This window comes from Pseudomonas sp. Z1-14, assembly GCF_051132005.1.
Lineage (GTDB): Bacteria > Pseudomonadota > Gammaproteobacteria > Pseudomonadales > Pseudomonadaceae > Aquipseudomonas.
The window spans coordinates 4,832,329-4,846,014 of record NZ_CP071646.1; the positions used below are offsets into that span (position 1 = coordinate 4,832,329).

Genomic DNA, 13,686 nt, shown 5'->3' on the forward strand with positions numbered 1-13,686 from the left:
CTGGAAGCCCCTCAATGTCCGACCGCCTGACCCTGCTGCGTCCCGACGACTGGCATATTCATCTTCGCGATGGTGCTGTGTTGACCCATACCGTCGCCGATGTCGCGCGCACCTTCGCGCGCGCAATCATCATGCCTAACCTGGTTCCGCCTGTCCGCAACGCCGTCGAGGCCGATGGCTATCGCCAGCGCATCCTGGCCGCACGCCCGGCCGGCAGCCGCTTCGAACCGCTGATGGTGCTTTACCTCACCGACCGCACCCAGCCCGAGGAAATTCGCGAGGCCAAGGCCAGTGGCTTCGTCCACGCGGCCAAGTTGTACCCGGCCGGCGCCACCACCAATTCGGACTCCGGCGTCACCAGCATCGACAAGATCTTCCCGGCGCTTGAAGCGATGGCCGAAGTCGGGATGCCGTTGCTGATCCATGGCGAAGTCACCCGGGGCGATGTCGACGTGTTCGACCGCGAGAAAATCTTCATCGACGAGCACATGCGCCGCGTCGTGGAGCGTTTCCCGACGCTCAAGGTGGTGTTCGAACACATCACCACCGGCGATGCCGTGCAGTTCGTCAACGAAGCCCCGGCCAACGTCGGCGCGACCATTACCGCGCATCACCTGCTTTACAACCGCAACCACATGCTGGTGGGCGGGATCCGGCCGCACTTCTATTGCTTGCCGATCCTCAAGCGCAACACCCACCAGGAAGCCTTGCTCGACGCCGCCACCAGCGGCAGTGCGAAGTTTTTCCTCGGCACGGACTCGGCGCCCCATGCCCGCCATGCCAAGGAAGCCGCCTGCGGTTGCGCCGGTTGCTACACCGCCTATGCCGCCATCGAGATGTACGCCGAAGCGTTCGAGCAGCGCAACGCGCTGGACAAGCTCGAAGGTTTTGCCAGCCTGCACGGCCCGCGTTTCTATGGCCTGCCGGTGAACACCGATAGCATTACCCTGGTCCGCGACGAGTGGACTGCCCCCGCCAGCCTGCCGTTTGGCGAACAGACTGTCATCCCGCTGCGCGCCGGTGAAAAACTGCGCTGGCGCCTGCTGGAGGAAAACGCGTGAGTGAAGATCATTTCGACGAGGAACTGGACGGCAACGGTGGTTCCGGCGGCGCTCGCCACCCCATGGCAGCCCGTTTCCGGGGCTACCTGCCGGTCGTGGTCGACGTAGAAACCGGCGGTTTCAACTCGGCCACCGATGCGTTGCTGGAAATCGCCGCGACGACTATCGGCATGGACGAAAAAGGCTTTGTGTTCCCGGACCACACTTATTTCTTCCGCGTTGAACCGTTCGAAGGCGCCAACATCGAAGCAGCCGCGCTGGAATTCACCGGGATCAAGCTCGACCACCCGCTGCGCATGGCGGTCAGCGAGGAAACGGCACTGACCGACATTTTCCGTGGCGTGCGCAAGGCCCTGAAGGCCAACGGTTGCAAGCGCGCGATCCTGGTCGGTCACAACAGCAGCTTCGACCTGGGCTTCCTTAACGCCGCCGTTGCGCGACTGGACATGAAGCGCAACCCATTCCACCCGTTTTCCAGCTTCGATACGGCGACCCTGGCCGGTCTGGCCTACGGCCAGACCGTATTGGCCAAGGCCTGCCAGGCCGCCGACATCGATTTCGACGGGCGCGAAGCCCACTCGGCCCGCTATGACACCGAGAAGACTGCCGAGCTGTTCTGCGGCATCGTCAATCGCTGGAAGGAAATGGGCGGCTGGCAGGATTTCGACGACTGATATCGGCACTGACTCCAGTGCTCTTGTGGCGAGGGAGCTTGCTCCCGCTGGGCTGCGTAGCGGCCCCAAAAGCCTGCGACCGCTGCGCAGTCGAGCGGGAGCAAGCTCCCTCGCCACGATGTTCAGTGCAAAAAGTCCTGCGTTGCAGCTTATAACCCGCCCATAAAAAAACCGGCCCATCAAGGGCCGGTTTTTTTTTATGCCTGAGTGCGCTTACAGCTTGTCGCTGTGTTCGCCCAGGTAAGCCGCTACGCCTTCAGGCGATGCGGTCATGCCCTTGTCGCCTTTTTTCCAGTTGGCCGGGCAGACTTCGCCGTGCTCTTCGTGGAATTGCAGAGCGTCGACCAGACGGATCAGCTCTTCCATATTACGGCCCAGCGGCAGGTCGTTGATGATCTGCGAACGGACCACGCCTTTGTCGTCGATCAGGAACGCGCCACGGAAGGCCACGCCGCCTTCGGACTCAACGTCGTAGGCCTTGGCGATTTCGTGCTTCATGTCAGCGGCCATGGTGTACTTCACCGGGCCGATCCCGCCGTTGTTGATCGGGGTGTTGCGCCAGGCGTTGTGGGTGAAGTGCGAGTCGATCGAAACCGCGACCACTTCAACGTTGCGCGCCTTGAAATCGTCCATGCGGTGATCCAGTGCGATCAGCTCGGACGGGCAGACAAAAGTGAAGTCCAGCGGGTAGAAGAACACCAGGCCGTATTTGCCTTTGATGGCCGAGGACAGGGTGAAGCTGTCGACGATTTCACCGTTGCCGAGTACGGCTGGAACGGTGAAGTCAGGGGCTTGTTTGCCTACGAGTACGCTCATTGGATATCTCCTGGTGTAGTAACGTGAAAACCGGGTCCGCGCCAGCCTGCCACCCTCAGGCGACAGCCCTGTGACACGAACCCGCTTTGCAAGGACCGACCATCATACACCGCGCGTTTGGACTGTCCTCAACGGTTTTTCGGGGATCTCGTAAATCCGCGACGTCGCATGGCCCACCGGGAAAAAACCGTTCGTCAGACCGAGGCAGCTCAAGCCAGGGGACTATCAGAAACTGCTTTGACAATCATTCTCGTTAACATTAAGATCCGTCTCAATTGAGTCACAACCAGCGACGGTTCTCACTTATGTATGTATGCCTCTGCACTGGCGTCACCGACGGACAGATCCGCGAAGCGATCTATGAAGGTTGCTGCAGTTATCGGGAAGTCCGCCAGGCCACCGGCGTAGCCAGCCAATGCGGTAAATGTGCCTGCCTTGCCAAGGAAGTGGTGCGTGAAACCCTCGCCAAAGTGCAGACCGCTCAGGCCTCGATCCCTTATCCGGTAGAATTTACTGCCGCATAAATCCAGCTTTTTGAAGAACCGGACTCAATGTCCGGTTTTTTTATGCCGGTAAATCAAGTGCTTAGCCTCCAGACGCGGAACACAAACATTCTTATTCCGATTAATTTTCATTTATTATTCAATAACTTAGGTTTGACACTAGTAATTGCGCGGCTCAAACTCTGCCGTATACACAGCTATTACAGGGCAGGCCCTCACCATGAAAGGCGACATCACAGTCATCCAGCATCTCAACAAGATCCTCGCCAATGAGCTGGTCGCGATCAATCAATACTTCCTGCATGCGCGCATGTATGAGGATTGGGGCCTGAACAAGCTGGGCAAGCACGAGTACCACGAATCCATCGACGAGATGAAACACGCGGACAAGCTGATCAAGCGCATCCTGTTCCTCGAAGGCCTGCCGAACGTCCAGGACCTTGGCAAGCTGCACATCGGCGAACACACCAGGGAAATGCTCGAATGCGACCTGCGCATCGAACGCACCGGCCACGCCGACCTGAAAGCCGCCATCGCCCATTGCGAAACCGTCGGTGACTTCGGCAGTCGCGAGTTGCTCGAGGATATCCTCGAGTCCGAAGAAGAGCACATCGACTGGCTGGAAACCCAGTTGGGCCTGATCGACAAGATCGGTCTGGAGAACTACCTGCAATCGCAGATGGGCGAAGAGTAAGTTTCCCCAGTAGCAGGCCACTAAAAAGCCCCGCCCTCTTTCGAGAGGCGGGGCTTTTTATTGCCTGGATTCCAGGCTCACCTAGATTCCTTGTGGGAGCGAGCCTGCTCGCGATAGCGGTGTGTCAGTCACCATCAAATTGACTGACACGCCCTCATCGCGAGCAGGCTCGCTCCCACATTGGTTTGGGGTGAATCAGGCTTCGGTCTTGTTCGCCGCCGCTGCTTCCACAGCTGCCTTGATGGTGGCCTGCAGAGAGCCATCAGCGGCCATCTCGGTCATGATGTCGCTGCCGCCGACCAGTTCACCGCCAACCCACAACTGTGGAAAGGTTGGCCAGTTGGCGTACTTGGGCAGGTTGGCGCGGATTTCCGGGTTCTGCAGGATGTCCACGTAAGCGAACTTCTCGCCACACGCCATCACCGCCTGAGCAGCCTTGGCCGAGAAGCCGCACTGAGGGGCGTTCGGCGAGCCTTTCATGTAAAGCAGGATAGTGTTGTTGGCAATCTGGTCTTTGATCGTTTCGATGATATCCACGGAGCACCTCGGCTTGAACTTTGCGACTACAGATGTCGACACGGTGGCGCATTGTAACGGAAAGCCGAGCACCCTGCTCGGTCCGGCCCAAGGACAATTCTACGCAGCCGCCACTTTCACCGGAACCCCATTAAGCGCCGCATTGCCGGACAACTCATCAAGCTGACATTCATCGGTCAGGTCGTTGGCGCTGGAACCAGGCTGGCTGCTGGCGATGGTCATCTGCACGCCTGGTCGGGCGTGGCCCCAGCCATGGGGAAGGCTGACCACGCCTTTCATCATGTCCAGGCTGCCTTGCACCTCCACTTCGATCACGCCTACCCGTGAACTGACCTGCACGCGCTGGCCATCGACTAAACCGCGACTGGCGAGGTCTTCAGGATGCATCAGCAACTGATGGCGCGGCTTGCCCTTCACCAGCCGATGAAAGTTATGCATCCAGGAATTGTTGCTGCGCACATGCCGACGGCCAATCATCAGCAACTCGTCCGATGCCGGCGCTCGCAGCGCGGCAAAGCGCGCCAGATCCGCGAGGATCACCGCCGGCGCGGCCTGCACGCGGCCATTTTCGGTTTTCAAGCGCGTCGTCAGATTGGGCTTGAGCGCACCGAGGTCGATGCCGTGGGGATGATCGAACAGCGTCGCCAGCGATAACTTGTGTGGCGAGGCATCCCCATACCTTCCCGCGCGCAGGCCAAAATCAATCATTTGCGCGGGCGGCATGGTCGGCTTGAGTTCCTTGCCAGTCCGCGCGGCGAAGGCCTTGGCCAGGCCGACAAAAATCTCCCAATCGTGCAGCGCCCCTTCGGGCTTGGGCAGGATCGCCCGATTGAAACGGCTGACGTTACGCACCGCGAACAGGTTGAACGTGGTGTCGTAGTGATCGTTTTCCAAAGCCGAAGTCGATGGCAGGATCAGATCGGCATAACGCGTGGTCTCGTTGATGTACAAATCGATGCTGACCATGAACTCCAGCCCATCCAGCGCCTGTTCGAGCTGCCGCCCATTGGGCGTGGATAGCACCGGGTTGCCGGCCACAGTGACCAGCGCACGAATCTGCCCGTCGCCCTCGATCAGCATTTCTTCGGCCAAGGTCGACACGGGCAGCTCGCCGGCGTATTCGGGACGCCCGGACACGCGGCTCTGCCAACGGTTGAAATGGCCACCCGAGGTGGTCGCCACCAGGTCCACCGCCGGCTCGGTGCACAGTGCCCCGCCCACCCGATCAAGGTTGCCGGTGACCAGATTGATCACTTGGATCAGCCAGTGGCATAACGTGCCGAACGCCTGGGTGGACACGCCCATTCTGCCGTAGCAGACCGCTGAGGGCGCAGCGGCAAAGTCGCGGGCCAACTGCCGGATCTGCGGCGCTGGCACCGCACAGAGGGGGCTCATCACCTCGGCGGTAAATCCTGCCACGGCCTGGCGCACCTCTTCGAGGCCGTCCACCGGCAAATGGCTGTCGCGGCTCAGACCTTCGCTGAACAGCGTATTGAGCAGGCCAAACAGCAGCGCGGCATCGCCACCGGGACGCACGAAAACATGCTGGTCGGCAATCGCCGCCGTTTCGCTGCGCCGTGGATCGACGACCACGACTTTGCCGCCACGGGCCTGGATCGCCTTGAGGCGCTTCTCGACGTCCGGCACGGTCATGATGCTGCCGTTGGAAGCCAGGGGATTACCGCCCAGGATCAGCATGAAATCGGTATGGTCGATGTCCGGTATCGGCAGCAGCAGGCCGTGACCGTACATCAGGTGACTGGTCAGGTGATGGGGCAGTTGATCCACCGACGTCGCCGAGAAGCGACTGCGTGTCTTCAGCAGGCCGAGGAAATAGTTGCTGTGGGTCATCAACCCATAGTTATGCACGCTGGGGTTGCCCTGGTAGACGCCCACCGCGTTCTGGCCGTGGCGCTCCTGGATTGCCGCCAGGCGTTCGGCGACCAGGGCGAAAGCGTCATCCCAGGCAATCGGCTGCCACTCGCCGCCGACTCGCTGCATGGGTTGGCGCAGCCGGTCCGGGTCATTCTGGATATCTTGCAGGGCGACGGCCTTGGGACAGATGTGCCCACGGCTGAAACTGTCCAGCGGATCGCCCTTGATCGAGGTGATCGCCAGGCCTTGGCCTTCAGTTTCGGTGGTTTCGAGCGTCAGGCCACAGATGGCCTCACATAGATGGCACGCACGGTGATGAAGAGTCTTGGTCATGGCCAGTCTCTGTTTTATTCGTAGCGGGCACTTTCGGCCGCGGGAACAAAACTATGGCGCGGGATCCTCCACCGCGCCAGCGACGTTCGTCCTGTGAATCGCCGGGCATCAGGCCAACCGATTTCAGGGGTGCTCGGGAGGCGGCGCCAGCAGCTGGATTTCCTCGACGGTTTCCACTTGTTCCTGAGCGATGGGCACTCCGGTCAACTCGCCGATCAATCGCCAATGTTCGTCGAGGCCGCTGCTGATGGTAGCCATGCGGTCGATCATGCGGCGGCCGGCAGCCTTGGTCACTTCGTCTTCGCTGCGCAACAATTCGAATGACATGGAGGTCACCGAAGCGGTCAGGTGCGTCAGGGAGCGTGCCGTCAGCCCCAGCAGTTCCATCAGTTGTTGCTCTTTCGAATCCATTTCGGGGCTCCTGCGTCTAAGGGTTCATTTATAACCCAGGCCCTTGCATTAAGAAATCTCACATCCGATGACAGACACACGAAATCAATTGCACGCTGGCCAATAAAACGCCGTCTGTCCTCCGGCGCCCGTCCGGCTTGTTTGCCAAGCGCCGCAGCGCCAGTGTACAAATGGGCTCGCTGCTGTCAGGAAACCGGCTTCAAACATGTCATCGCAGTCCTGCCATGACCTCGTTGAAATCCCCTAAAACCGTAGCCCTATTGGTAAGACGCGACATTTAATGTCAATATCGCGCCTTCCCCTAATTTCGTCGCCCCGTGCGGCTTTTGCCGCAGGTCTCGCCCGTTTTTCCATTAAACAAGGCTTTGAGCATCTGCGGTCAGTTACAAAAAGGTAGTCAATCATGAGCGCAAGGCACTTTCTCTCCCTGATGGATTTCACGCCCGAAGAGTTGCTCGGCGTGATCCGTCGAGGCGTGGAGCTCAAGGACCTGCGTAAGCGCGGCGTACTGTTCGAGCCCTTGAAAAACCGTGTGCTGGGGATGATCTTCGAGAAATCCTCCACGCGCACGCGCATTTCTTTCGAAGCCGGCATGATCCAGCTCGGCGGCCAGGCGATTTTCCTGTCGCCCCGTGACACCCAGCTGGGCCGTGGCGAACCCATTGGCGATTGCGCCATCGTCATGTCGAGCATGCTCGATGCGGTGATGATCCGGACCTTTGCCCATAGCACGCTGACCCAGTTCGCGGCGCATTCTCGCGTGCCGGTGATCAATGGCCTGTCCGACGATCTGCACCCGTGCCAGTTGCTCGCGGACATGCAGACTTTCCTCGAACATCGCGGCCCGATCCAGGGCAAGACCGTGGCCTGGATCGGCGATGGCAACAACATGTGCAACAGCTATATAGAAGCGGCGATCCAGTTCGACTTCCAGTTGCGCATCGCCTGCCCTGAAGGCTACGAACCCAACCCGCAATTCGTCGCCAGGGCCGGCGACCGGGTGACAATCCTGCGCGATCCGAAACAGGCCGTCGCCGGCGCGCACCTGGTGAGCACCGACGTCTGGACATCCATGGGCCAGGAAGAAGAAACCGCCAAGCGCCTGGAGTTGTTTGCGCCCTTCCAGGTCAATCGGGCACTGCTCGACCTCGCGGATGCCGAGGTGCTGTTCATGCATTGCCTGCCAGCCCACCGTGGCGAAGAAATCAGCCTCGACCTGCTCGACGATCCCCGCTCGGTGGCGTGGGACCAGGCAGAAAACCGTCTCCATGCACAGAAGGCCCTGCTTGAATTCCTCGTCGAGCCGGCGTACCACCACGCATGAGTGCTCCATTGTTATTGAATCTGCACAATCTGGCCTGCGGTTATCAGGACCAGCGGGTCGTCCAGAACCTCAACCTGCACCTCAATGCTGGTGACATCGGTTGCCTGCTCGGCTCGTCCGGGTGTGGCAAGACCACCACCCTGCGGGCCATCGCCGGTTTCGAACCGGTGCATGAAGGCGAGATCCAGTTGGCTGGGGAAACCATTTCCCGCGCGGGGTTTACCCTCGCCCCGGAAAAACGCCGCATCGGCATGGTGTTCCAGGACTACGCGCTGTTCCCGCATTTGAGCGTCGCCGAAAATATCGCGTTCGGCATCCGCAAACATCCGGACAAGGATCGCGTGGTCGAAGAACTGTTGGAGCTGGTCAACCTGAAAAGCCTGGGCAAGCGTTTTCCCCACGAGCTGTCGGGAGGCCAGCAACAGCGCGTGGCGCTGGCTCGCGCACTGGCACCGGAACCCCAACTGCTGTTACTCGACGAGCCGTTCTCCAACCTCGACGGCGAGCTGCGACGCAAGCTCAGCCATGAGGTGCGGGACATTCTCAAGGCCCGCGGCACCAGCGCAATCCTGGTCACCCATGACCAGGAAGAAGCCTTTGCGGTGAGTGACCATGTCGGCGTGTTCAGAGAGGGTCGCTTGGAACAGTGGGATACGCCCTACAACCTGTACCACGAACCTCTGACGCCCTATGTCGCCAGTTTCATCGGCCAGGGTTACTTCATCCGCGGTCAGCTCGACAGCCCGGAATCGGTGCAGACCGAACTCGGCGTGCTGCGCGGCAACCGGGCGTACACCTGGTCCATCGGCAGTGCCGTAGACGTCCTGCTGCGCCCGGACGACATCGTCCACGCGCCGGACAGTCCGCTCACGGCGACTATCGTTGGCAAGACGTTCCTCGGTGCTTCAACCCTGTATCGCCTGCAACTGCCGACCGGCGCACAACTGGAGTCGATTTTCCCTAGCCATGCCGACCATCAGGTCGGTGCTACCGTCGGTATCCGCGTGGCGGCTGAACACCTGGTGCTGTTCCAGGCGTCGGGAAGCACGGCGGCGCATCTGCCGATCGGGGAAAGTGGTGTGCGGCGGTATGGCACGTCTGATTGATGCTGCAAGGGCCTTCGTGGCGAGGGAGCTTGCTCCCGCTCGGCTGCGAAGCAGTCGCATGGGCCCTGGAAGCTGACGCGCCTGGATGGGGCCGCTTCGCGGCCCAGCGGGAGCAAGCTCCCTCGCCACGGGTTAGCCGAGCACTAGCGTACCACTAGCCACCAACGTCGCATCCCCGCCAATCTTCACCCGCTCACCTTCCAATCGGCAAAACAGCGCACCGCCCCTCGCCGAGCATTGATAGGCCGTCAGGCCGTGTTTGTTCAGGCGTTTGGACCAATATGGAATCAGGCTGCAATGAGTCGACCCGGTCACCGGATCCTCGTTGATGCCGATCGCCGGGGCAAAATAGCGCGAGACAAAATCGTGCTTGCTTCCCGGTGCGGTAACGATCGCGCCCGGCCACGGCAGCTTCGCCAGGGCCGCCATGTCCGGCTTGCAATCGAGCACTGCCTGCTCCGACTCCAGCACCACGAACAATTCGTTGCAACTGAGCACATCCACCGCCTCGACACCCAAGGCGCTCTGGACCGCCAGGGAGGCGCCCAACTCAGTCGGCACGATGGCCGGGAAATCCAACCACAACCGATCGCCTTCACGAGTGACACTCAACGCTCCGGACCTGCAGATGAAGTCGAGTCGCTCGGCCGGTTCGCGGTAAACCTCGAACAGCACATGAGCGCTGGCTAACGTCGCGTGCCCACACAGCGGCACTTCGGTGGTGGGCGTGAACCAGCGAATGTGCCAACGCTGGTTCTCACGTACCAGAAAAGCGGTCTCGGCCAGGTTGTGTTCGGCGGCAATTTTCTGCATCAGTTCATCGGCAAGCCAGGCATCGAGCCGATAGACCATCGCCGGGTTACCGCCAAACGGCCGGTCACTGAACGCATCGACTTGATGAAACGCGAGCTGCATGGCACTTCTCCTTTTTTATGGATGCGCGAGCATGAGCTGCCCGGACATCGTTTAGCCAGTGACAGATCAGCAGAATTTTCACCCTACAGCGCACATGAAATCTGACGCACCATGTGGCTCGAAGATTCAAATCATCTCGGCCAGTGGGCTTGCTCCCGCTTGGGCGCGCAGCGGCCACCAACAGGCTCAGGCACGCCCGATATCAGCAAAGATCGCTCCGGTATGCTCCGCCAGTACCGCAGGCGCCAGTTCCACTTCCAGCCCGCGCCTCCCCGCGCTGACGAACATGCTGGCTAACGGCTGCGCAGAATTGTCGACAAACGTGCGAAGACGCTTTTTCTGACCCAGCGGGCTGATCCCGCCCAGCAAATAGCCGGTCGAACGCTGCGCCGCGGCCGGATCGGCCATCTCGACTTTTTTCACCCCGGCCGCATGAGCCAGGCCTTTCAGATCCAGGCTCCCGGCCACCGGCACCACAGCCACCAGCAATTCGCCTTTTTCGCTGGCCGCCAACAGGGTCTTGAACACCTGCGCCGGATCCAGACCGAGTTTTTCAGCCGCCTCCAGCCCATAGGAGGCAGCCTTCGGGTCATGTTCGTAACTGTGGATGCGATGTTCGGCGCGCACTTTTTTAAGCAGGTCCAATGCGGGGGTCATGACGGCTCCTGACAAGGAAAAAGCAAAAGAGTGGCGCGGATTCTAAGCCATCGGCAATGAAAAGGCGTCGTGAGCCTACTGGGATGATCTCCCTGAAGGGCGCACAGCGAGACATTCACGTGACGAATAATCCAAATGTGACCGATGGTTCACTTTCGACCTTTGACACCAGCGTTTCTTGTCTATATTTTTTCGAAACTGAAAGTAGATTTACCTGTCTCAAGCAGCACCCGAGACCTAAATGGGGATCCTGGTCTCGGCGAAGAACGTGTCTTCAAGGTTTATCGAAGGCACCAGACAAGAACAAAAACACCGAGGTTTGCATGACTACCGCTTTACAACAGCCCACCCTTTCCAGCCAATGCCTGGCCGAATTCCTCGGCAGCGCCCTGCTGATTTTTTTCGGTACCGGTTGCGTCGCGGCGCTCAAGGTCGCGGGTGCGAGTTTCGGGTTGTGGGAAATCAGCATCATCTGGGGTGTCGGGGTCAGCATGGCCATCTACCTCAGCGCGGGTATTTCCGGCGCCCACCTCAACCCCGCCGTCAGCATCGCCCTGTGTATTTTTACCGATTTCGAAAAACGCAAACTGCCCTTCTATATTGTCTGCCAGGTGGCGGGGGCATTTTGTGGCGCGCTCTTGGTCTACACGCTGTACAGCAATCTTTTCTTCGATTTCGAACAGTCCCGGCAGATAATTCGTGGCACCCAAGCCAGCCTCGAACTGGCTTCGGTATTCTCCACCTACCCGCACCCGGCGCTCTCCACCGGCCAAGCCTTTCTGGTGGAGGTGATCATCACTGCAATCCTGATGGGCGTGATCATGTCCCTGACCGACGACAACAATGGCCTGCCTCGCGGTGCGCTTGCGCCGCTGCTGATCGGCCTTCTGATCGCCGTGATCGGCAGCTCGATGGGGCCGCTGACAGGCTTCGCGATGAACCCGGCGCGGGACTTCGGTCCAAAATTGATGACTTTCTTCGCTGGCTGGGGTGAAATTTCCCTCACGGGCGGGCGTGACATCCCTTACTTCCTGGTTCCGATTTTCGCGCCGATAGTGGGTGCGTGCCTGGGCGCTGCCGCGTATCGCGGATTGATTGCCCGACACCTGCCGGGTGCCAAGGCTGCTACAAAGGATGCAGAACCGGCCATTGACGGCAAGCCAAGAACTTCCTGAAACAATGGGCGCATGCCACTGCCCTTCAAGCATGCGCCATGGCTTCATCCCAAACACACGTCCCAAGGCAATCGACATGACTGACTCAGAGAACAAAAACTACATCATTGCCCTCGACCAGGGTACGACCAGCTCACGCGCCATTATTTTCGACCGTGACGCCAACGTGGTCTGCACCGCCCAACGGGAATTCGTCCAGCATTATCCGCAACCGGGCTGGGTCGAGCATGACCCCATGGAAATCTTTGCCACGCAAAGCGCGGTGATGGTGGAAGCCTTGGCTCAAGCGGGTTTGCATCACGACCAGGTCGCCGCAATCGGCATCACCAACCAGCGCGAAACCACCGTGGTCTGGGACAAGTCCACCGGCCGCCCCATTTACAACGCGGTAGTCTGGCAATGTCGACGCAGCACTGAAATCTGCCAGCAACTCAAGCGCGATGGCCACGAGCAGTACATCAGTGAAGCCACTGGCCTGGTGACCGACCCCTACTTTTCCGGTACCAAGCTCAAGTGGATCCTCGACAACGTCGAAGGCAGCCGCGAGCGCGCGCGCAACGGTGAATTGCTGTTCGGCACCGTGGACAGCTGGCTGATCTGGAAATTTACCGGCGGCAAGGTCCACGTCACCGACTACACCAACGCCTCTCGCACCATGCTCTTCAACATCCACACGCTGGAGTGGGACGCGAAGATGCTCGACATCCTCAACATCCCTCGCGAGATGCTGCCGGAAGTAAAATCATCCTCGGAAATCTACGGCCGGACCAAAAGCGGCATCGCTATTGGCGGCATCGCCGGCGACCAGCAGGCCGCCCTCTTCGGCCAGATGTGCGTGGAACCGGGCCAGGCGAAAAATACCTATGGCACCGGCTGCTTCCTGCTGATGAACACCGGTAACAAAGCCGTCAAATCCAACCACGGCATGCTGACCACCATCGCCTGCGGTCCTCGCGGCGAAGTGGCCTACGCCCTGGAAGGCGCGGTGTTCAACGGTGGCTCTACCGTCCAGTGGCTGCGCGATGAACTGAAAATCATCAACGACGCCCTCGACACCGAATACTTCGCCAACAAGGTCAAGGACAGCAACGGCGTTTACCTGGTGCCAGCCTTCACCGGCCTCGGCGCACCGTACTGGGACCCCTACGCCCGTGGCGCGCTGTTCGGCCTGACCCGTGGCGTGCGGGTCGATCACATCATCCGGGCCACGCTGGAATCCATCGCCTACCAGACCCGCGACGTACTCGACGCCATGCAACAGGATGCCGGCGAACGCCTCAAGTCCTTGCGCGTGGACGGTGGCGCCGTGGCCAACAATTTCCTCATGCAATTTCAGGCCGACATTCTTGGCACGCAGGTCGAACGCCCGAAAATGCGCGAAACCACCGCCCTCGGCGCGGCATACCTGGCTGGCCTGGCATGCGGTTTCTGGGGCAGCCTGGAAGAGTTGCGTGGCAAAGCGGTCATCGAGCGCGAGTTCGAACCGCAGCTGGATGAGCAAGCCAAGGAAAAACTCTACGCAGGATGGAAAAAAGCCGTCAGCCGCACGCGCGATTGGGAGCCCCACGAAGACGCTGAATGACAGCTGAGCCGGGGATGATGAGG

Annotated in this window: 14 protein-coding genes; 8 read left to right on the top strand and 6 right to left on the bottom strand. The window is 60.1% G+C overall.

Annotated elements, in window-relative coordinates:
* The first annotated feature begins 14 nt into the window (after positions 1–14).
* Together pyrC and rnt are read left to right on the top strand one after the other, a co-directional pair.
* Entirely contained in the window at positions 15–1,061 is a 1,047-nt protein-coding gene (gene pyrC / locus J3P89_RS22335) for a dihydroorotase (protein ID WP_434625695.1), read from the top strand.
* Positions 1,058–1,735, top strand: a complete 678-nt coding sequence (gene rnt / locus J3P89_RS22340) for a ribonuclease T (RefSeq protein ID WP_434695673.1) — start codon at positions 1,058–1,060, stop codon at positions 1,733–1,735. Before pyrC ends, rnt begins: the two co-directional genes overlap by 4 nt.
* Before the next feature lie 213 nt (positions 1,736–1,948).
* On the opposite strand, the gene J3P89_RS22345 is transcribed toward rnt, so the two are convergent.
* Complete coding sequence (locus J3P89_RS22345; protein ID WP_434569603.1) at positions 1,949–2,551, bottom strand: peroxiredoxin; 603 nt, start codon at positions 2,549–2,551, stop codon at positions 1,949–1,951.
* Positions 2,552–2,856: 305 nt separating this feature from the next.
* On the opposite strand from J3P89_RS22345, the gene J3P89_RS22350 reads away from it, so the two are divergent.
* Positions 2,857–3,075: a bacterioferritin-associated ferredoxin gene (locus J3P89_RS22350; RefSeq protein WP_003178704.1), complete on the top strand. Its 219-nt coding sequence runs from the start codon at positions 2,857–2,859 to the stop codon at positions 3,073–3,075.
* 199 nt (positions 3,076–3,274) lie between these two features.
* Positions 3,275–3,748, top strand: a complete 474-nt coding sequence (bfr, locus tag J3P89_RS22355) for a bacterioferritin (RefSeq protein ID WP_186635709.1) — start codon at positions 3,275–3,277, stop codon at positions 3,746–3,748.
* Between the two features lie 195 nt (positions 3,749–3,943).
* Here the strand turns inward: bfr and grxD are convergent, their stop codons facing one another.
* The 3 genes from grxD to J3P89_RS22370 all read right to left on the bottom strand — a co-directional run bounded on the left by grxD (position 3,944) and on the right by J3P89_RS22370 (position 6,904).
* Positions 3,944–4,285: a Grx4 family monothiol glutaredoxin gene (gene grxD, locus J3P89_RS22360; RefSeq protein ID WP_186729809.1), complete on the bottom strand. Its 342-nt coding sequence runs from the start codon at positions 4,283–4,285 to the stop codon at positions 3,944–3,946.
* 99 nt (positions 4,286–4,384) lie between these two features.
* Positions 4,385–6,493, bottom strand: coding sequence for a molybdopterin oxidoreductase family protein (locus J3P89_RS22365; RefSeq protein WP_434695674.1), 2,109 nt, complete (start codon positions 6,491–6,493; stop codon positions 4,385–4,387).
* 123 nt (positions 6,494–6,616) lie between these two features.
* Entirely contained in the window at positions 6,617–6,904 is a 288-nt protein-coding gene (locus J3P89_RS22370; protein WP_305496360.1) for a hypothetical protein, read from the bottom strand.
* 403 nt (positions 6,905–7,307) lie between these two features.
* Between J3P89_RS22370 and argF the strand changes: the two genes are divergently transcribed.
* A complete protein-coding gene (gene argF / locus J3P89_RS22375; protein ID WP_305496361.1) occupies positions 7,308–8,228 on the top strand; it encodes an ornithine carbamoyltransferase in 921 nt (306 codons plus the stop codon).
* Positions 8,225–9,334 carry an ABC transporter ATP-binding protein gene (locus tag J3P89_RS22380; protein WP_434695676.1) on the top strand — a complete coding sequence of 370 codons (1,110 nt, stop codon included), beginning with the start codon at positions 8,225–8,227 and terminating at the stop codon, positions 9,332–9,334. Before argF ends, J3P89_RS22380 begins: the two co-directional genes overlap by 4 nt.
* A gap of 132 nt (positions 9,335–9,466) precedes the next feature.
* Here the strand turns inward: J3P89_RS22380 and J3P89_RS22385 are convergent, their stop codons facing one another.
* Both J3P89_RS22385 and ybaK read right to left on the bottom strand, forming a co-directional pair.
* Positions 9,467–10,249 (bottom strand): PhzF family phenazine biosynthesis protein, encoded by a 783-nt coding sequence (locus tag J3P89_RS22385; protein ID WP_434695677.1) that lies wholly within the window; start codon positions 10,247–10,249, stop codon positions 9,467–9,469.
* Positions 10,250–10,435: 186 nt separating this feature from the next.
* Positions 10,436–10,906, bottom strand: coding sequence for a Cys-tRNA(Pro) deacylase (gene ybaK / locus J3P89_RS22390; RefSeq protein ID WP_434695679.1), 471 nt, complete (start codon positions 10,904–10,906; stop codon positions 10,436–10,438).
* Between the two features lie 323 nt (positions 10,907–11,229).
* Here ybaK and J3P89_RS22395 point away from each other — a divergent pair, with 323 nt between their 5' ends.
* Positions 11,230–12,081, top strand: a complete 852-nt coding sequence (locus J3P89_RS22395) for an MIP/aquaporin family protein (protein ID WP_434695680.1) — start codon at positions 11,230–11,232, stop codon at positions 12,079–12,081.
* A 76-nt stretch (positions 12,082–12,157) separates the two neighbouring features.
* Positions 12,158–13,663: a glycerol kinase GlpK gene (gene glpK / locus J3P89_RS22400; protein WP_434695681.1), complete on the top strand. Its 1,506-nt coding sequence runs from the start codon at positions 12,158–12,160 to the stop codon at positions 13,661–13,663.
* Positions 13,664–13,686 lie beyond the last annotated feature (23 nt).